The organism is Roseateles saccharophilus (genome assembly GCF_031458095.1).
GTDB lineage: Bacteria > Pseudomonadota > Gammaproteobacteria > Burkholderiales > Burkholderiaceae_C > Pelomonas > Pelomonas saccharophila_A.
Genome location: NZ_JAVDXU010000001.1, coordinates 669,008 through 689,154, shown reverse-complemented (window position 1 = coordinate 689,154; position 20,147 = coordinate 669,008). Strand labels below are relative to the sequence as shown.

At 67.6% G+C, this 20,147-nt stretch carries 10 protein-coding genes; 5 read left to right on the top strand and 5 right to left on the bottom strand.

Annotated features, from left to right (window positions below; translation table 11 throughout):
* From J2X20_RS02925 to J2X20_RS02905, 5 genes are all read left to right on the top strand, one after another.
* Positions 1 to 486, top strand: coding sequence for a serine kinase (locus J2X20_RS02925; protein ID WP_310260611.1), 486 nt, complete (start codon positions 1 to 3; stop codon positions 484 to 486).
* Positions 486 to 1,280: a type III secretion system export apparatus subunit SctT gene (gene sctT / locus J2X20_RS02920; protein ID WP_310260608.1), complete on the top strand. Its 795-nt coding sequence runs from the start codon at positions 486 to 488 to the stop codon at positions 1,278 to 1,280. The genes J2X20_RS02925 and sctT overlap by 1 nt, the downstream gene beginning before the upstream one ends.
* Positions 1,273 to 2,304 carry an EscU/YscU/HrcU family type III secretion system export apparatus switch protein gene (locus J2X20_RS02915; protein ID WP_310260605.1) on the top strand — a complete coding sequence of 344 codons (1,032 nt, stop codon included), beginning with the start codon at positions 1,273 to 1,275 and terminating at the stop codon, positions 2,302 to 2,304. The genes sctT and J2X20_RS02915 overlap by 8 nt, the downstream gene beginning before the upstream one ends.
* Positions 2,305 to 2,411: 107 nt before the next feature.
* Positions 2,412 to 7,634 carry a LysM domain-containing protein gene (locus J2X20_RS02910; protein WP_310260601.1) on the top strand — a complete coding sequence of 1,741 codons (5,223 nt, stop codon included), beginning with the start codon at positions 2,412 to 2,414 and terminating at the stop codon, positions 7,632 to 7,634.
* A gap of 150 nt (positions 7,635 to 7,784) precedes the next feature.
* Positions 7,785 to 12,719 carry a hypothetical protein gene (locus J2X20_RS02905; RefSeq protein ID WP_310260597.1) on the top strand — a complete coding sequence of 1,645 codons (4,935 nt, stop codon included), beginning with the start codon at positions 7,785 to 7,787 and terminating at the stop codon, positions 12,717 to 12,719.
* 47 nt (positions 12,720 to 12,766) lie between these two features.
* Here J2X20_RS02905 and J2X20_RS02900 read toward each other — a convergent pair whose 3' ends face one another.
* From J2X20_RS02900 to J2X20_RS02880, 5 genes are all read right to left on the bottom strand, one after another.
* Entirely contained in the window at positions 12,767 to 13,648 is an 882-nt protein-coding gene (locus tag J2X20_RS02900) for a helix-turn-helix transcriptional regulator (RefSeq protein ID WP_310260594.1), read from the bottom strand.
* A gap of 97 nt (positions 13,649 to 13,745) precedes the next feature.
* A complete protein-coding gene (locus J2X20_RS02895; RefSeq protein WP_310260592.1) occupies positions 13,746 to 16,280 on the bottom strand; it encodes a protein kinase domain-containing protein in 2,535 nt (844 codons plus the stop codon).
* 31 nt (positions 16,281 to 16,311) lie between these two features.
* The gene (locus tag J2X20_RS02890; protein WP_310260589.1) at positions 16,312 to 16,932 is read right to left on the bottom strand and encodes a sigma-70 family RNA polymerase sigma factor; all 621 of its coding nucleotides are present in this window, start codon (positions 16,930 to 16,932) and stop codon (positions 16,312 to 16,314) included.
* Positions 16,933 to 17,609: 677 nt separating this feature from the next.
* On the bottom strand, positions 17,610 to 18,944 hold the full coding sequence (locus J2X20_RS02885) for an MFS transporter (RefSeq protein ID WP_310260586.1): 1,335 nt from the start codon (positions 18,942 to 18,944) through the stop codon (positions 17,610 to 17,612).
* Between the two features lie 2 nt (positions 18,945 to 18,946).
* A complete protein-coding gene (locus J2X20_RS02880; RefSeq protein WP_310260583.1) occupies positions 18,947 to 20,053 on the bottom strand; it encodes a LacI family DNA-binding transcriptional regulator in 1,107 nt (368 codons plus the stop codon).
* Positions 20,054 to 20,147 lie beyond the last annotated feature (94 nt).

The following is a 20,147-nucleotide window of genomic DNA, read 5'->3' as shown; positions in this document are numbered from 1 at the left end:
ATGGCCATCGCCTGGAAGCTGCTGGCCGATGTGCGCGAGCGCCACCAGCGCAGCGCGATGCAGGCCGTGGGGCGCGACCAGCGGGCGCTGCGGGCCTGCGAGGCGAGGGCGCAGGAGGCCGAGCAGCACTGGTTGCAGCAGCAGCAGGCCAAGGCGCTGCATTGGCAGTCCACCGTGGCCGCCGTGGGCGAGGGCGGCTGCAGCGTGGCGCAGCTGCGCCAGGCGGGCGCCTGGAGCCATGCTCTCGACTCGCGCATCGTGACGGCCGGCGCGGCGGTGGTTCAAGCGCAGGCCGTGGTGGCGATGGCCGAGGGCGCGCTCGATACGAGCCGCGCGCAGTTGCGCCGCGCCAGCGCGGATGTTGAAAAGGCCAGGCAGATGCAGCAGCGCGCCCGGGCCGAGCAGCGTGCGCAGCAAGAGCGCCGGCAGGACGAGGCGACCGAGGAGGCCTCGGTGCTGTTGTGGTCGGCAGCGCGGCGGGCCTGATGGATCCCACCGCCTTCACCCACCCCGAGCAGCTGTTCGCCTCCATCGCGCTGACGATGCCGCGGCTGTTCGCCGTGTTCGCCGTCACGCCTTTTCTGTCGCCCAACGTCATCACCGGCATGTCGCGCAACTCGCTGATGCTGATGCTGGCCCTGTTCATGTCGCCGCTGGCGGGCGACATGCCGTCGCTGTCGGTGACGATGTGGATCGCCATCGCGGCCAAGGAGGCGCTGATCGGCGTCATGCTGGGCCTGGGCTTCGGCATCTTCTTCTGGGCCATCCAGAGCGTGGGCGACCTGATCGACTTCCAGACCGGCACCGGCAACGCCGCCTTCTTCGACCCCGTGGCCGGGCATGACAACGGCCCCACCGGCGAATTCCTCGGCTGGGTCGTCATCAATCTCTTCGTCTCGGCGGGCGGCATGCTGGCCCTGGTGGGCGCGGTGGTGGACTCCTACCGGCTGTGGCCGGTGGCCGACTTCTTCCCCGACCTGGGCCATGTCATCGAGGCCTTCGCCATCCGCCAGGGCGACACCCTGTTCACCTGGATCGTCAAGCTGGCCGCGCCCGTCATCCTGGTGCTGATGCTGGTGGAGCTGGGCGCCGGCCTGCTGCAGCGCGTGGCGCCTCAGCTCAACGTCTTCCAGAGCACGCAGTCGCTCAAGGGCCTGCTGGCCGCGCTGATGATGATGCTGTTCATGTATGTGCTGTGGGACTCGCTGCAGCAGTTCCTGCGGCCCGACAACGGCGTCCTCGAGTTCCTGCGTTCGTCCATGAGGCCCCGCAGTGGCTGAGAAGGACCAGGCCCCAACGGCCAAGAAGCTGCGCGACGCGCGCAAGCGCGGCGAGGTGGTGTTCAGCCATGACCTGGCCTCCAGCGCCGTCTTCCTCTTCGTCGTGCTGGCGCTGTGGCTGGCCGGCGCCACGATCTTCGGGCTGTGGCGCGAGCTGTGGCTGCACGCGACCAGCGAGGGCCTGTTCATCGCGCCGGACGATGGCGTGCCGGCCCTGCTGCTGCATGCCGGGCGCGTGCTGGTGGTCACCATGCTGGGCCTGTGCGCCATGGCGGCGGCGGGCGGCCTGGTCGGCTCGTTCGCGCAGGTGGGCGGGCTGCTGGCCTGGGAGCGCATCAAGCCCGATGTGAACCGGCTCAACCCGGCCCAGGGCTTCCAGAAGATCTTCTCGACGCGCAACCTGATCAACCTGCTGAAGATGTTGGTCAAGACCGCGCTGCTCGCTTCCGTGATGTGGCTGGTCATCCGCGGCTGCCTGGATACGGCGCTGAAGCTCGGCTACGCAACGCCGTCGGCGGCCCTGAGCGTCGGCGCCAGCCTGGTGCTGCAGAGCTTTGCCTGGGCGGGGCTGGTCTATGCGTTGATGGCGGGTGTGGACTATGCGCATACGCGCTACGAGTTCATCAAGGGCCTGCGCATGTCCATCGACGAGGTGAGGCGCGAGCACAAGGACGCCGAGGGTGACCCGCTGAATCGCTCGCGCCGGCGCAACGCCCACTTCGAGGCCGTCTACGCCAGCCTGGCCGACCGCGTGCGCATGGCCTCGGCCGTCATCCATTCCCAGCGCGTCGCCGTGGCCCTGCAATACCTTGGCGAGCACGACCTGCCGCGCGTGCTGGCGCGTGGCGAGGCCGAACTGGCGGCACAGATCCGCCGCGTGGCGGGCGAGGCCCTCATCCCGATGGCCTTCGACCCGCAACTGGCCGAGCTGCTGTACGACGAGGTGCCGCAGGACCGCCCCATCCCGCGTTCGCTGTATGCGCCGGTGGCCCGGTTGCTGCAGTGGGCCCAGGGCGATCACTGAGTTTCTACGTGGACTCGTAGTTGCGATGCGGACACCCCTGCAACTACTGTTGATCGCCGTGCCGGAATGCACATCCGGTCCGTCCGCCATAGACAAGGAGAGAGTGAATGCTTGACGCCATCGGGTCCAGTTCTTACGTCGGCCGGGACGACGCCGCGCAGGCCGAGGAAGCGCGCCGCCGCGCCGAGGAAGCCGCGCGCCGCGCCGCCGAGGAAGCGCGCCGCCGCGCCGAGGAGGCCCGCCGCCGTGCCGAGGAAGCCAAGCGCCAGGCCGAGGCCGCACGCAAGGCCGCCGAAGAGGCCGAGGCCAAGGCCCGGCAGACCCAGGCACAGGCGGACAAGGACAAGGCCGCCCAGCTCAAGGCCGATCACCAGGCCAAGCAGCAGCAAGCCCTCAAGACCGAGGCCCAGGCCGTGCTGAAGGAGAAGGAGCATGGGCTGGCCAAGGCCAGGCTGAAGGACGTGCAGGACAACCGCGCCCCGTCGGCGCCGTCTACCGCCACCCAGGACGCCCAGGCCCAGGTCGACAAGGCGAAGACGACCGCGGCTTTCTATGAGCCAGCCAAGTCCAACAACGTCGTGCCTCTCGTCAACGGCTCCGGGCCGCTGCTGGTCACCCCGGCCCTGGACCGTAGCTCGCCGGCCTCTACCTGGGCCAAGCCGGTGCAGGCCGCACCCCAGCATGACGTCGATGGCTATGCCAAGCAGATCCAGGACGTCTACGACCAGTCGGGCGCCGCTGCCGCCGCACAGCAGCTGGCCCTGGCCGAGGGCGACACGGGCCTGAGCCCCGAGCAGCGCAAGCAGCTGATGGCCAAGGCCCAGCCGGTGGTCGACAAGATCGCCGAGACGGCTGGCAAGGAGGCGCGCCACACCGAGCTGCCGGCCGATGGCCAGGCCGGCAAGACCGCCGGCATCGATGACCAGGCGGAATACCGCGGCCTGGTCGGCGACCTGGCCAGCGCCGCCGATGCGGCCGGCGATCCGGCGCAGACGCGGCATATCGCCGACCTGATCCTCTCCAACACCGCCAAGTCCAAGTCCACCGGAGGGCGCGCGGACACGCTGGACCTGCTGGGCGCCGGCCTGTCGGCCTTGCCGCCCGGCAAGACCGCACTGCGTGACATGGTGATGCTGAGCCTGAACGCCGATGCACCGGAGAGCGCAACGGCCGGCTCGGTGCTGGGCGATTCGGCGCAGTCGCGTGCCTTGACGGCCGCCTATCTTTCATCACCGGACGGCCTGACCGGCCCCGGCGTCGGCGACGCCAGCGATCCCGACATCGCCGCCGCCTATACCCGCTACACCGTCGAGCAGGCCCAGGCCAGCAAGCTGCTGGCCGACCAGCTGCAGGCCAAGCTGGGAAAGACCGCACCCGAGGACGACCCGGCCGGCTGGGAGATGTACACCGCCCGCCGCAAGACCGCCAACCAGGACCAGGCCAAGGCCGAGCAGGCCATCGCGGCCGAACTGCGCCTGACCTACAAGGCGGACCCGAACAACAAGGCGGCCACCGAGAACGCGGCCCACGGCATTGCCGACCGCTACCGCAGCGATCCGCTGATGCAGAAGGCGGTCGCCCATGCCCAGCAGACGGTGCTCACTGAGAGCCCGACCCAGCGCGCGACCAACACCCAGCTCAACGACGTCAACCGCAAGGCGGCGACGCTGGACGATCTCACCGGCCGCCAGCGCGACGGCGACAAGAGCGTCACCAGCCAGCAGATCCAGGCTGCGCGCAAGCAGTACGAGGCGGCGCAGAAGGACCTGCTCGGCAAGGTGAAGACCGAGCTCGACGAGACCTACAAGCACCTGCCCGACGGGCTGATGATCCGCTCCGACGATCCGCTGGCCGACGCGGCCGAGCAGCTCGCCAGCCGCTACGGCGACGATCCCGAAATGACGGTGGTGGTGAAGGCCGCCACCGACATCCGCCGCATCAACGACACGGCGGTGCTCGGCAACGAGGCCCAGATCGACAAGCTGGGCCAGGCGCTGCCCAAGGGCGTGGACCCGTCGGTCAAGCGCCTCGTCATGGACGACGAGGGCGTGAAGAAGGTGGTCGACACCTACGTGGCGGACTCCGCCGGCAAGGTCGACGAAACCTACCGCACCCAGGGCACGGTGGCCGGCGCCGAGGCGCTACGCGACCTGACCGATCCCGCCAAGCATGCCGGCGTGACGCCGCAGATCGCCGCCCAGGTCATCAACAAGTCGCAGCCGACGGTGGCCAAGATCGTCGAGGACATTCACGACCTGTCGCCCAAGGGCAAGGATGGCCGCCCCTACGGCACCGACATGGGGGCTGGTATCAAGGTGGCCGACGCGCTGTCTCAGGCCGTCGACGTGGCGGCCGGGGGCAGCGACGTCGTCAACAAGCAGTACGACAGCCCCGAGATCCAGAAGGCCATCCAGGACACGGCCCATCTGATCGCCACCAAGCCGGCGGCCGACATGACGATGTTCGGCTTCAAGGACGCGGTGGGCAACGGCTATGCGACGCTGGCGCTGCAGACCGTTGCCGAGATCAAGACCATGAAGCTCGACGAGGTCGACATGAATGGCGTCGGCAAGGCCGACGAAGAGCAGCGCAAGGTCTGGGAGGACGTCACGCTGCGGTCCATCAGCCAGGGCCTCGACCAGCTGCAGGACAAGGTGGACCACACCTCCGAAGAGACGATGAAGGGCATGGCCCCGCTGCTGGCCCAGGGCAAGCATGCGCCCAACCTCACCGAGGAGCAGTTCCTCAATGGCCAGCGTGCGATGACCGCCAAGGACAAGGACCTGGCCGGCGCAGTGAAGAAGGGCTATGAAGACTTCGACCAGCTCGGCTACCGCCTGGTGCGCACGGGCGAGGCGGTCGAGTTCTACGCCAAGGACCTGGGCGACCTGAAGGGCTACAAGGACGTCAGCGATGGTCGCAACAAGCTGATGGCCGATGACAAGTCGACCACCATCATGCTCAGCAGCAATTCCGCCAGCCGGCGCATGGCCACGCAGGTGGCGCGCACCATGCTGAGCGACGACCTCAAGAACGGCGGTCTCGACGCGCAGTACTACGGCATCGGCGCCCAGGCCACCGGCGACCTGACCGAGTTCCTGGCCGAGACCTACTACATCAAGGGCGTCAACGCGGGCCCCGAGGGCAAGGCGGTCAACCTGCCCGGTGCGGAGATCGACGTATCGCGCTCGGCCCACATTCCCTACTTTGGCGGAGCCGCGATCTGGGGTGTGGGGGGCGGGCTGCAGGCCGCCTTGACCACCTATCTTTTCAACAATGTGCACATCGGCGGTGATTTCGGCCCGCTGCGCAAGGGCCTGCTGCTCGGCCTGGTGGGCGGCTTCGCGGCCTTCCACCTGATGCAGGCGGGCATGGCGGCGGCGCGCATCGCGCCGCACAGCTTCGGCGAAGGCAGCAACGCCTTCAGTCGCGGCGCCAACACGGCGGCCGACTGGATGGACAAGCAGATCGCCAAGCTCGGAGCCAAGTTCTTCCAGGCCGCCGAGAGCGGCGAGAACAGCTGGGGTCTCTATGTGAAGGAGGGCACGGCGCGCGACCGCTGGACGCGGCTGGCCGTGGAGGCCACGCCCGGCCTGGTCAAGCAGCTGGTGGGCCTGATGACCATCGCCACCGTCTGGGACCTGAGCGGCGTGATCTTCAATGCCGCCGAGCTCGACGGCAGCAAGCGTGATGTCTTCAAGCTCGTCACCCAGGGCACCAACCTCGTCAGCGACTCGGTGCTGCTGCGCCTGCAGGTGCGCGAGATGGTGCTGCGCTCCATCGGCAAGGAGGCACTGAAGGATCCGGCCTTTGCCACCGCCTTCGAGCAGCTCGGCCTGCGCGGCGCCGGCGCTCAAGCCTTCAAGGATGGTGCCAATGGCGGCTGGCGTGCCCTGGGCAACAGCAAATTCCTCAACTGGTTCGAAGGCATCTTCACCAAGGAGGGCACCAAGGAGATGCTGGCCGATTCCTTCAAGCGCTACTTCTTCAAGGAAGCGGTGGGCGAGGGCGGCAAGAGCGTTCTGAAGTTCGCCGTGCTGGGCGACAACCCCATCGGCTGGGCGGTCAACATCCTCTACATGGCCACCACCATCGGCAACTGGGCCTACGACCACAACAAGAACGTCAACAACTTCGAGCGCTATGACCGCACCTTCATGGAAGGCGCCGGCCTCGACCACGCCCATGCCGAGGTGATGGACCAGCACCACTGGTGGAGCGGCGATGCCAAGGTCGATGGCTTCCTGAAGGCCTATGAGGCCCAGGGCGGCGACCCGGCCAAGTTCATCGACTACATCAACCACACCGACACCAAGATGCTCGACGCCATGATCGGCGCCTCCGAGCACATGGACGACAAGCTCGACAAGGACGGCAAGGTGCCGATCACGCAGGAGGACCAGGCCTTCCTCGCGCTGCCGATGGACCCGACCAAGGTCGATGTCTCCAAGTACACCGTCATCGGCTACAACGGCCAGAGCAAGCGCTATGAAGACCCGGTCACCCAGACCTACTGGGATGGCCATGGCCGCTGGTTCTACGACCCCAAGATCGGCAACATGATGGGCACCACGCCGGCGCGCAAGGACGGGCTGGTGTTCTATGACCCGGCCATGGCGTCCAACACCTACTCCAGCGCTGGCAGCGGCTTCACGCGGCCGATCGAGCTGACCAGCAAGGCGGGTTGGGAGAACTTCATGCTGGCCAATGGCATGCCCCTGCCGCCCAAGGCGCCGCCGCCCATCACGCCGCCCAATGCGGGCGACTTCCTGTCTCTGCCCGCCGACCCGAGCAAGCTCGACCTCAAGAAGGACACCCGCTTCAGCTATGACGAGGGCGACAAGCGCTATCACGACAAGACCACCCACATGGCCTTTGCCGACGGCAAGTGGTATTTCGATCCCAAGGCGGCCGGCAACGACGGCAATCCCTACGGCACGGTGTCCTATGACCCGAACACCCGCGTGCTCTATGCCAAGGGCGACAAGAAGGTGCAGCTCGACCCCAAGGACAGCGGCGAATTCGACCGCTGGGTGGCCGCCACCCAGGCAGGCGGCGGCGCGCCCGTCGACAACGGCGATCCCGCCTTGCCGCCAGCGCCCGATGTGCCGCCCGGGGCCAACGTCTATGTCGTCAAGAAGGGCGACTACATCGAGAAGATCGCCGGCTACGACGCCGACGTGAAGGCGCAGATCTACGCCCTCAACCCCTGGCTCAACGACCGCATGGAAGGCCGCGACCCCAACGACCTGCCGGGCCAGGACCCGGACATCATCCATCCCGGCGATCCCCTGATCCTGCCCAATGGCTACAAGCCACCCCGCGGATGAAGGCATGCGCCGGTGGCCCGGTTGCTGCGGTGGGGCCCGGTGGGATAACTGATTTTCTACGTGGACCCGTAGTTGCGATGCGGACACCCCTGCAACTACTGTTGAGCGCCGTGCCGCCGGGTCCATCCGCCATAGACAAGGAGAGAGTGAATGCTTGACGCCATCGGGTCCGGTTCTTACGTCGGCCGGGACGACGCCGCGCAGGCCGAGGAAGCGCGCCGCCGTGCTGAAGAAGCCGCGCGCCGCGCCGCCGAGGAAGCACGCCGCCGCGCTGAAGAGGCCCGCCGCCGTGCCGAGGAAGCCAAGCGTCAGGCCGAGGCCGCGCGCAAGGCTGCCGAGGAAGCCGAGGCCAAGGCCCAGCAGACCCAGGCGCAAGCGGATCAGGACAAGGCCTCCGCGGCCAAGGCCGACCTGAAGGCCAAGAGTGCAGACGCGCTCAAGGCCGAAGCCCAGGCCGTGTTCAAGGAGAAGGAGCAGGGCCTCGCCCAGGCCAAGCTGAAGGACGCGCAGGACAACCGTGCTCCGTTGGCGCCATCGGCCGCCACGCAGGACGCGCAGAAGCAGGTCGACAAGGCCAGGGCGACCTATGCCTTCTACGACCCGCTGGCGGCCACCACCAGCTTCAACAGCGGCAGCCCGTTCATCAACGGCCTGGGGCCGGTGCGCGCCCAACCCAGCCTCGGCGGCAATCCGCTGTCGCCGGGTCTCTGGACGCCGGCAGGCGCGCCCAGTTTCGGCATCAAGCAGGGGCCGCCGGTCGCCAAGCATGATGTCGATGGCTATGCCAAGCAGATCCAGGACGTCTATGCCCAGTCAGGCGCTGCCGCAGCCGCCCAGCAGCTCGCGCAGGCGATGGGCGACACCAGCCTCAGCCCCGAGCAGCGCAAGCAGCTGATGGCCAAGGCCCAGCCGGTGGTCGGCAAGCTCGCCGAAACGGCCGGCCAGGAGGCGCGCCACACCGACCTGCCGGCCGATGGCCAGGCCGGCAAGACTCCGGGCATTGACGACAAGGCGGAATACCGCGCCCTGGTGGACGATCTGGCCACGGCGACCGATGCCGCCGGCGACCCGGCGCAGGCGCGGCAGCTCGCCCAGACCCTGCTGAATCACCTGGCCGCGCCCGCCAAGCCGGGCGGTGGCGCCGACGGGCTCGACCTGTTCGGCGATGCCCTGCGCGCGCACAACGCCGGCAAGGGAGCACTGCACGATGCGGTGCTGTTTGCGCTGCAATCGCCGCAGAACGCCCAGGCAGGCTCGGTGCTGGCAGCGCCGCCCGACACGCTGGCCTCCACGGTGCGCCTGATCGCGGGCGTGCCCGAGCCGGCGGGCGTGGCAGGTGCATCGCCCAAAGAGCTGGCGGCGATGAAGACCTACACGGACGACGAGATCGACCTCTCGCACCAGCTGCTGGTGGACGCGCGCACCAAGGAGGCGGAACTCGCCAAGTACAAGCCCGGCAGTGAGGATTACGAGAAGGCCGCGCAGGCCTACCGCAGCGCCTCCAACCTGACGATCCGGGAGCGCGCCAAGAGCGAGCAGGCCATCGCCGCGGAGCTGCGCCAGACCTACCAGGCCGACCCGAAGAATGCCGTGGCCACCGAGGATGCGGCGCACGAGATCGCCAAGCGCTTCCGTGATGACCCCGAGGCCCAGATGGTGGTCGACGCCGCGTTGAAGACGGTCAAGACCGAGAACGCCCAGCAGCGCGACACCGGCAACAAGCTCTACGAGTTCCACCGCGCGACCGACGAGGTCACGGCGCTGCAGGCCCAGCTCAATGTCAGCGGCCACGTCGACGAAGGCGCCTACAAGACCGCCCTGGCCGACTACCAGACCAAGCGCGACGCCGTGATGCAGGCCCTGGGTCACGAGATCTCACTGGGCGCGGCCGGGCAACCGGACGGCACCGCGCGCGACAAGGCGATCGATGACGCCGCGATGGGCCTGGTCGACCGCTACCTGGGTGACGAGGATCTGGTGCGCATGGCCGCCGCGGCCCGCATCATCAGCCACACCGAGAGCGCCAGTGGCACGACCGACAAGATGCTCGCTCTCGGCAAGGCCATGCCGGCCGACACCAGCCTGCAGATCCGCGAGCTGGTGATGTCGGCCCCGGGCGTGAAGCAGCTCGTCGACAGCTACGTGAACGAATCGGCCCAGGCCGTGACCGACGCCTACGACAAGGGCGTCAAGGACTACAAGGACGAGTACGGCGACACCTACCGGCGGGACAAGAACTACGCCGCGCCCGCCACGGCCGCAACGCGCAAGCTGATGGAGCTGACCGACCCGAGCCAGCACCCAGAACTGACGCCGGAGATCACGGCTCGCATCGTCAACAAGCTGTTCGGCCCGCAGAGCAACGGCACGCTCGACAAGGTGATCAACGATGTCTCGCTGCATGGCGAGCATTCCGCCGAGCTGATGACCATCGACGGCACGCCGCAGGACTTCCACTCCTTCCGCGACCTGGACAACGACATGCTGCTGGGCTACGGCCTGAAGGACTTCGACGAGATCATGGGCGGCATCACCACCGTCATTGACCGCGCGGCGGCCGGCTCCCACCCGACGGGCAATGGGCCGGACGGCAAGCCGGCGATGGCCTGGGAGTCCGGCGAAGTGCAGAAGGCCGTCGAGTCCGCGGGGCATGCCTTCACGATGAACATCGTGCAGAACTGGGGGCCGCAGCAGGGGCGGCTCAACGGCGGCTTCCAGCGCGCCATCGCCAACGGCGCCGGTGTGACGCTGGCCCTGGAGACGGCCAAGCAGGAAAAGGAATTCCAGTTCCAGATGGACTGGGGCCCGGCCGGCGGCAAGAAGGTCGACCTCGCGAAGGAGACCTTGCAAAGCGCCGCCAAGGGTCTGGACGACCAGAAGAACAGCTCGCGCCAGCTGTTCGAGGACAAGCACAAGGACATGGCGCCGCTCGAAGTGCCGCAGCTGCGCTTCGGCAAGCTGATGACGGAAGAACAGCAGCAAAAGGCGCTGCAGGCCGTGATCAAGCTGCACCCCGACTTCGTCAAGGACTTCGAGAACGGCAAGCGCGCGCTGGATGCGCGCGGCTACCGGCTGCTGCGCGACAGCGAGATGGTCACCTTCTATGGCGCGGACGATAGGCTGGGCAAGCACGAGGGCTTCGGCCAGGTCGATGACCAGCGCAAGGCGCTGCTGGACGACGACTACACCAAGACGATGCTGATGGGCAGCGATGCCGCCTCGACCCGCATCAAGGAGCAGTCGGTGCATGCATCGCTGAACTGGATGCGCGACGCCGGCATCGTGCCGCCGGCAGCCCTGGGGCCGGTGCCTGTGAACCTCTACCTGCAATGGACCGGCGACTTTGCCGAGAACGCCATCGAGAACAACCTGCTCAAGCGCAAGTACGGCGATGGCTATGGGCGGCTGGGCAACCATGGCCCGGCCGCAGCGGCGAGCTGGGGCGCGGTGGGCCTCACGCAGCTGTGGTTCACCGACTACCTCTATCACAACGCCAAGTTCGACGCGAGCGAGTCCTGGCGCAAGCCGGTGCTGCTGGGGCTGGTGGGGGGCTTCGCGGGCATCAAGGCGCTGGAGGCTGGCGCTGCGCTGACATACAAGGGTGCTCAGGCGCTGCCGCAGAGCATGCAGAAGGTCCTCAACGACACCAAGGGGCTGCCAAGTATCGAAACCATCCGGCGCGGCAGCGAGTTCACGCGCACCGCGGAATGGAAGTCCATCGGTTTCTTCGGCCTGCTGCACGCCGATGCAGCGGTGTGGGACTGGAGCCGGATCAACTTCGAGATCAACCATCTCCAGGACGGCAAGCCGGTGGACCAGCGCAACTTCTGGACCGCCACCGTCAACCTGAGCAACGACGTCGCGATCTCGACGCTCGAGTTCAAGGGGGCCTGGGACCTGCTCAAGGATCCGAAGCTGCCCCCGGCCGAGGCCAAACGCATCCTCGAGGAGGGCGGCACCTTGCTGACGCGCGATGGGCCGATCAAGGGCGCGCAAGTGGCCATCGAGAAAGCCATCGACAAATACGCCATCGGCCGCTTCGGGCTGAAGACCGTGATGGCGCCCGCCAACCTCTACAAGTTCATCGGCGAATTGATGGCCAAGAAGCTGCCCTTCATGGAGGCCGGCCCCGCCGGCTGGCTGGCCACCATGGCCTGGACGGCGACGGACCTGATCAACTGGTATGGGAATGAGCAGAAGGCCCACCAGCAGCTGGAAGCAGTGGACCGCGACTTCCTCACTGCCGCCGGCATGTCGCCGGGCGCTGCCGACAACCTCGCCGATCGCGACCTGCTGAAGGCCAACTTCACCCGCTGGCTCAGCGGCGAGTCGCTGGCCGAGGGGCTGTTGGACGCCTACAGCGATGCCAAGGGCGACCCCGACAAGTTCGTGGACTGGGTCAACGAACTGCAGCGCACCGGGCGGCTGGAGCAGGTGCGCCAGGCGTCCGAGTACGACACCGACAAGCAGGCCCCGGAACACTACGAGGCCTTCCTGGCCCTGCCCGAGGACCCGACCAAGGTAGATCTGTCCTATTCGAGCGTGAAATACAACCAGGGCAAGAAGCGCTTCGAGGACCCGATGACTCAGACCTACTACCGCGGCGGCAGCTGGGTCTATGACAAGGACATCGCAGCCGCACCCGGCGCCGCCAAGGCCAACGATCCCGGCAAGGCCCACTATTTCATCGACTACAACCCCAAGTCGCGCGAAATCCATTGCAGGGCCGACGTCAACATCCGTCTCTCCGCCCGTGAGGGAGATGGGTTGAAGAACTGGCTGCAGGCCCACGGCATCGCGCCGCCGCCGCTGCCCAAGCCCGACGACACGCCGCCGGCGCCGGTGGACACATCCAAGACCGCACGCAGCAATACCTACACGGTGAATGCGGACGAGAGCGTCTGGAGCATTGCCGGCAATGACCCCAAGGTCGTCGAGTGGATCTATGGCCACAACCTGTGGCTCAACGACCGCATGGAGAGCGACAAGCGCCCCATCAACGCGCGCGGCGGCCAGAACCCCAACTACATCGAAGTGGGGGATGTGCTGGTGCTGCCCGATGGCTACCACGCACCGCAGTCATGAGCACCACCAGGGCCGCGCCATCCGCCAGCGGCTCGTCTGGCGAGCCCTCAGGCGACGTGAGGCGCCGGCCCCAGTGCGGCCTGCATCAGCTGCAGGCGGTTGCGCACGCCGAAGCGTTTGCGCAGCTGGCGCATGTGGTAATCGACGTTGTGCAGCGACAGGTCGAGCTGAGCGGCGATGAGCTTGTCGGGCAGGCCGCGCGCCAGCCGCGCCAGGATCTCGCTTTGCAGCGGCGTCAGCGTGCCGGTGGCATGGCGCGGGCCGTCGGCCTGAGGCGCCAGCGTGTAGCGGCTGTAGAACTCGTGCAGGCACAGGGCCAGGGTCAGGACCTGGCCCAGCACCGCATCGCTCATCCAGTCGCAGCAGGGTCGCTTGGAGATCAGGCTGACGATGTGGCGGTCGCGGCCCGGCAGGCTGGGCAGGCCCATCATCACGCCGCTGCGGGCGCCGGTGGCGCGCAGATCGTCGAAGAAGCGCTGGCGCAGGCCCTGCAGATAGGAAGGCGTGCCGGCCTCGGCCTCCAGTTCCTCCAGCGTCCACAGGGTGGGCAGGCCGGACTCGGGAACGCGCGGCAGCCGCGGGTCGACCAGGTGGTAGGACTCGGCGAAATAGCGCTCCGTCCAGGCGGGATCGGCATAGGTCGTGCAGAAGGACCGCGGCACGGGCCGCTCGCCCGCCTGGCTGAAGCAGCCATAGCCCAGCCATTCAAAGCCGAGCGACTGCAGCAGCGCCTTCACCGTGCGTTGGCGCAGCTCGGGCGTCTCGGCCGCCATCAGCGCGACGAGCAGGGCCGGCTGCAGCCTGGGCTGGGGCAGGTGGCCCTCCAGGCCTGGTGGCTCCTCGTGCAGCAGGACCGGCGCGCCGCCGTTCGCTCCCGGCGGCTGAAGATAGTCCTCACGGCGAAACGCCGCTCCCAAAGACGTCAACATTCCCATGCCATCCACCTCGGCTGAGCATCAGTTCCAGATGCTTGCTAAGGCGAGAAACGCGCAGCGACCGGCTCACGGCGTTGCAGCTGGATACGCTTTAGTCCGAGCCCGCCGGCTGGCAGCGCTGCAGGGACTGCGCCACGACGGCCGGCGTGGTGTCGGTGCGGCCCAGGCCGTTGCGGCTCTGCACGTCCTTCAGGATGACCAGGCTGCGCCGCCAGGCGGCGCAGGCCCGCTGCTCCTGGTGGCCGGCGGCCAGGGCCTGGCCGAGCAGATAGTGGGCGACGCCCTGCTTGTAGCGCGTGTTCAGGTCCCGCAACGAACCCTCGGGCAGGCTGTTGTAGCCCTCCACGGCCCGCTGCGCGGCCGCGACGGCGCCGGCGGCATCGCCATTGGCCAGCAGGGCCCGGCTCATCGAGCCGGTGACGATGGCCACCTCGGCGCGCAGTTGTGCGCTGCTGGGATCCCTCGCGCTCAGCTCGGAAAGGATCTGGACCGCCTGCTGGTAGGCGCTGGCTGCGTCGCGCGGCTGCTTGGCGCGCATCAGGGCCGCAGCCAGATTGGCGTGGTGGGCCGCGAAATTGCGCCTCAGCCGCGCGTCGTCGCCATGCTTTTGCACGACCGGGCCTTGAAGTTCGAGGGCGCGCCGGAAGGCGGCGATGGACAGCTGCAGCGTCGCGGCTTCCTCGTCGCGTTCGAAGTAGTAGGTGCCTTCCTCCAGGTAGGTGGTGGCAAGGCCGGACGCGGCGGCCTCGTCGCCAGGGCGGCTGGTCAGGATGGTCAGGTAGAGGCGCCGGGCGGTTTCCAGACTCTTGAAGAAGGGTGCCGCCTTGTCGACGAAACGCTGGACCTGGGCCAACTGGGAATGCATGGCGGCGTGGACGAGCTGCAAGTCCGCATCGAGCTGGCCGGCGGCGGCCAGCTGATCCATCAGCTCGACACCCCGGGCCACCAGGGGCTCCGCCGCGGCATCGTCGTCCTGCGAGGCCAGCAGCGTGCCCTTGCGCTGGTAGAGCTGGGCGAGGGCGGCCGTGGCGTGGGACTGCGCGGGCTCGGCGACCCGCGGGTTGCCGACCAGGTCCTTCACCAGCGCAATGCCCTGGTCATAGCTCTCGCGTGCGCTCTTCGGGTCGCCGAGGTTGGACGAATACGGCCGCCCCTGGATGTCGCCGATGCTGCGGTAGCCGCTGGCCAGCTCGATCTGCAGCTCGGCATCGCCCTTGGCTTCGACGCTCAGGCGGCGCAGCGAGTCGAGGGCGTTCTGCACGATCATCTGCCGCGCCGCCGTGCCGCCCGGCAGCGGTGCGATCGCCTTCTGCAGGTCCCGCAGCATGATGGTAGCCAGCTTGCGGAGGTCGGCGAAATGCTGCTCCGCACGGACCTTCTGACGGTGGGCCTCGTAGGCCTCGTAGGTTGCGACCGCGGAGCCCGCCACCAGCACCAGCAGCGAGGCGCCCAGCACCACGCGGTGGCGCCGCAGGAAACGGCTGCTGCGGTAGCGCCAGGCATGCCCCTGGGCCTGCACCGCGAGGCCCTGCAGATGCCGGGACAGATCGTCCGCCAGCTCCGCCGCGCTGGCATAGCGCTGCGCCGGCGCCTTGTGCAGGGCCTTCATCACCACTGCATCCAGGCCGCCGCTGAGCTGCCGCCGCAAGGCGCGGGCACCGGGCAGGCGGCCATCAACGGCCCGGCTGGGCCAGGGCGGATCCTGTTCGCAGATCGCCCGGTTCAGCGCGCCGGCGCTGGCGTCGTGACCATAGGGGCTGGTTCGCGCCAGCAGCCGGTACAGCACCACGCCCAGCGAGTAGACGTCGCTCGCCGGCGTGACCGGCTCGCCGCGGATCTGCTCGGGGCTGGCGTATTCGGGGGTCAGGATGCGATAGCCCGCGCCGCTGTGCGGATCCTCGGCCGGCGCCGGGCACAGCTGCTCGGCGATGCCGAAGTCCAGCAGCTTCACCGTGCCGTCGTCGCGCACATGGATATTGCTCGGCTTCAGGTCGCGGTGCACCACGCCGCGCCGGTGCGCATACCCCACCACCTGGCAGACGGTGACGAAGAGACGCAGCCTCTCGTCCACCCCGAGCCCCCGGTCGTCGCAGTAGGTGTCGATGGGATCGCCCTGGACGAGCTCCATGACGAACCAGGGCGCGCCGTCGGCGGTGACGCCGGCATCGATCAGCTTGGCGAGGTTGGGGTGGTCGAGCGAGGCGAGGATGCGCCGCTCGGCCCAGAAGGGTTGAAGGGCGACGGCCAGGTCGGCATCCGCCCGCATGACCTTGACCGCGACCTGCTGCTCGTACTGACCGTCGGCGCGCTCGCCGAGGTAGACCTCGCCCATGCCGCCGCGGGCAATCAGGGACACGAGGCGGTAGGCGCCGAGGCTGCGCCCCACCCAGGCCCCGGAGACGCGTTGCTCCAGCGCCTCGAGCATCAATTCGGCCGGCGGTTCGTCCAGGGGGCTGGTCGCAACGCCGGCGGCGGCCAGCAGCTCCTCAACCTCGCGCATCAGGGCCGCATCGCCGGCGCTGGCCTGCTGCACGAAGGCCTGGCGCTCGTGCGCCGGACGCTCCATGGCATCGGCCACGAGGGACTTGGTGCGCTGCCACAGCTCGGCTTCCAGCGACGCGCTCAACGGCCTTGCCTCCCGGGGTGGTGGTGCCAGGTCATGCCGGCGCGACAGCGGAGAACCCGTCGTGCTGCCGGACGCCAGCCGCCGGCCATGCCATCTCGCGCAGCAGCCAGGCCCGCGCCGTCACCCATTCCCGCTTCACCGTCGCCGCAGAAATCCCCAGCGTCTCGGCGGTCTCGTCGATGCTCAGCCCGCCAAAGTAGCGCAGTTCAACGACCTGGTTCTGCTGCGGGTCGAGTCTTTCGAGCCGCTGCAGGCACTGGTCCAGGGCCAGGATGTCGAGTGCCAGCTCGCTGCCCTGGATGGACTGGTCCCAATCCGCCGCGACTTCGTGAAGGTCTTCCAGGCTCACGGCGATCTCGCCCCCGCCGCGCTTGCCCGTCTGGCGTGCGCGCGCATGGTCGACCAGGATGTGGCGCATCAGCTTGGAGACCAGCGCAAACAGCTGCGAACGCGACTTCCACTGCATTTCACTTTCCCGCGACAGGCGCAGAAAGGCCTCATGGACCAGGCCCGTGCTCTGCAGCGTGTGGCCCGAGCGTTCGCTGCGCAGATGGCGGCGCGCGAGATGACGCAGATCGTCATACACGAGGGGGATCAGGCGCTCGAACGCCTGGCCATCGCCGTCGGACCACTGTCGAAGCAACTGCGTCACGGGGCCATAGATTGCGCCGTCAACAGATCCGCTCGTCATGATGCAACTTGCTCCTTGCTCAAACTGCCCGGGGTGCGCAGCCTACGTCTGCCAGCGGCCGTTGATGCAGCGTTTTTTGGCAGCAGCCTCATTTCAGGGACATTGAAATCGCTTACACGCTGACTACGCCCCGCTGCGCAGCCCCCTGACCGTCCTGTCCGTGGACATGCCCCACCGCTGGAGCCCTGATCGCCATCAGGGATCATGGTCTTTGCCGATCTGGCCATCGCTACGCGGCTGCCGCCTGACCGCGGTGCCATGACTCTTCTGCTCGCCGCGGGCGCCCGTGCGCCCGGGTGGAAGAGGGCATGGGCGGGGCGGGCGCCGTTGCGTGATGCTGCTCGTTCACCTTGCATGGCTTGTCTCCGGCCGTCGTTGTGATGTTGCCGAGAGCCGGCGCGGCCTCGCCGGGCTGTCGATGGGCCGCACTGTGCGGGCAAATGTTATCGATGTCATTTGGGTTTACATCTGATGACATTGAGGGCGCCGCCAAGGCGTTGCGACGACAGCCAGGGGCTGTCTGGAGATGAAAAAAGAGCCCCGGAGCATTGGGGCTCAAGGGCTTTCTGATGTTCCGGGAGGGGGCGCCTTGATGACGATGCGTGCCATTGAGGCTGATGCGCAGTCGCGATCTCAAGTCAGCGGATGGCGACCTGCATGGCGAGACGGCCGGACTGCAGCCGCAAGAGGCACAGCAGGCACAGCAGGGAGAACACCGCTCCTGCGAGCAATGTGTAGCGATAGTCATGCTCGGAGAGGTCGAGCATCGGCCCCTGGATGCTGGAGACGAGGATGGTGCCGAAGATGACCATCAGGTCTTTGGTCGAGTTGAACTGCACGAAGCTGGAGCGGGGAAACAGCGCCATGGGCATTGAAGCGGCGGCCGTGAACCAGGCGCCGGAGATCACCACGTGGGCAAAGTAGAAGGCACGGAAGCTGGCGGCGTCCGACACGGCGGCGAAGCCGGCCGCGGAGATGGCGCAGTACACCGTCATGATGACCGCCGAGACTCGCAGTGCACCGAAGCGATCGGCCATGGACCCGATGGCAAAGGCCGACACGATGGACACCGCATAGCCTGCCGCCGTCAGCGCGCCCAGCGTGGCCTTCTGGATGCCGGCGGCGTGGGCATAGTGCAGATAGAAGGTGTTGAAGGGGCTGAAGGTGACGCTCGCCAGCACGAAGGCGGCAACGGCCCAGCCATAGGGGCGATAGCGGAAGCAGGCCAGCGCGTGGTCGAGCGGAAATCTCAGCCGGTTCCCGGTCTTGTCCGCGGGTGCGCTCTCGGGCGGCAAGGGCGTCTCCTTCAGCATCAACGCCATCGCGAGGATGGGCAGGCAGAAGAACAGGCCGACGCCGATCAAGACCTCACGCAGATAGTGATCCGTGAGCGCGAAGATCCAGTTGTGATACGCGATGCCGATGGTCAGGCTGACGATTCGGAACACTGCAAAGAAGCGACCGAGCAGGCCGGCGGGCACGAGGTCGTTGACGAGACCGTTGAACAGCGAGAAGGCGCTGATGGCGGCGCAGTCGAATACGGCCCAGAACAGGCTGAACAGGGCGAGCCGGCAGTTGTGCAGGCCGGGTGACCAGCTGCCCAGTGCGGCATCGAGCGAGCCCGCCAGCGTGGGTGAAGCCGCCAGGCCCAGCATCGCCAGAAGGCCGGTGGGCGCTGCAATCATCAGGAAGGGCTTGCGCCTGCCGAGGCGGCTGCGGCAGCGGTCCGAGTGATAGCCAGCCAGGGGCACCAACAGCAAGCTCAAGGCGGCGGGTACGGTGGACAGCAGCAGCGAGATCGTGGTGTCGGACGCCGCATGCCGGCGCAGCAACTCGAGCGCACTGGGCACGGCCGCGCGCTCGCGCATCGAGACGCCGAAATCCCCGCACAGCAGCCAGAGCAACAAGACGGCCAGCCCGGCAAGGCCGGCCGACACGACGCCCCGGGCACTCGCAGCGCGCACGTAGTTCATCGTCAGCCGCGCTGCGGGACGAGACCGGTCGATTTGCGCACGATGAGTTCGAGGGGCAGGGCGACCTTCTTCGCTTCAGGGCCCTGGCCCTCGATGAGGGCCATCAGCTCCCGCACGGCGCACGCGCTGAGTTCCGACAGCGGCTGGCGCATGGTGGTCAGCGGCGGGTGGATATGGCTGGAGATGGCGATGTCATCGAAGCCGACAACGGAGATGTCGCCCGGGACGCGCAGGCCCTTGCTGTGGATGGCATCGATGGCACCGAATGCCATCTCATCATTGGCGGCAAAGATGGCCGTCGGCGGATCGGACAAAGCCAGCAGTTGCTGGGTGGCCGCGTAGCCGCCGCTTTGAACGAAGCGGCCACTGACGATCAATGCCGCATCGACGGCAATCCCCGCGGCGTTCAATGTTTCGACATAGGCGGCCTGGCGCTCGCCGCTTTGGCCGGTGTGATGTGAGCCGGCGATGAAGGCGATGCGACGGTGGCCGAGTGACAGCAGATGCTCGACGGCCAGGCGGGCGCCCTTGCGGTTCTCGACGACGACGACCGGCAGCTTGGTGGGGCGCGCCTCGAAGTTGACGAAAACGCAGGGCAGTTGGCGCTGCTCCAGCTCGGCGAGATAGCCGTCCTCGACGTTGGGCATGGGCAATATCAGGCCCGCGCACAGATTGGCCAGCATGTCGCGCGTGCCGGCGCGATCCGGGCCGTCGAAGCGCTCGGCATTGAACAGCACGATGTCGTAGCCACGGGAACGGGCCTCGTTGCTGATTTCCCGGGTGATCTCGTGAAGCGCGAGCGAGCCGAAGTTGTTGACGAAGATGCCGATCAGCCGGCTCTTTTCGCCACGCATGCGTCGCGCCACCATGTCCGGTGCGTAGTTCAGCTGTGTGGCGGCGTCCATGATCCGCGCCCGCGCGTCCTCGGAGACGTAGCCAATGCCGCGAATCGCCCGTGATGCCGTGATGGGGGCGACGCCTGCCAGTTTTGCTACCTCACTGAGCCTGCTCGGTTTGCGCATAGATCGCTGTAGAAATTGAATACCTAATGTGGTCACGATACCACATTCTGTGTGGGGAGAGTCTCGGTACCCCGTGAAAACCCCCATTTATTCCAGCGGCGCGGCGCGAAGAAAAAACATCTTCTCCAGTTGAAGTGAGTATGCTAACGTGACCATATTCGCGGTTCCAGGGCGCCAAGTT

Excerpts from the sequence above, each read along its gene's own strand:
- sctT (WP_310260608.1), top strand. The coding sequence starts at position 486 with ATGGATCCCACCGCCTTCACCCACCCCGAGCAGCTGTTCGCCTCCATC.
- J2X20_RS02880 (WP_310260583.1), bottom strand. The coding sequence starts at position 20,053 with ATGGGGGTTTTCACGGGGTACCGAGACTCTCCCCACACAGAATGTGGT.
- J2X20_RS02885 (WP_310260586.1), bottom strand. The coding sequence starts at position 18,944 with ATGAACTACGTGCGCGCTGCGAGTGCCCGGGGCGTCGTGTCGGCCGGC.
- J2X20_RS02905 (WP_310260597.1), top strand. The coding sequence starts at position 7,785 with ATGCTTGACGCCATCGGGTCCGGTTCTTACGTCGGCCGGGACGACGCC.
- J2X20_RS02925 (WP_310260611.1), top strand. The coding sequence starts at position 1 with ATGGCCATCGCCTGGAAGCTGCTGGCCGATGTGCGCGAGCGCCACCAG.
- J2X20_RS02910 (WP_310260601.1), top strand. The coding sequence starts at position 2,412 with ATGCTTGACGCCATCGGGTCCAGTTCTTACGTCGGCCGGGACGACGCC.
- J2X20_RS02900 (WP_310260594.1), bottom strand. The coding sequence starts at position 13,648 with ATGTTGACGTCTTTGGGAGCGGCGTTTCGCCGTGAGGACTATCTTCAG.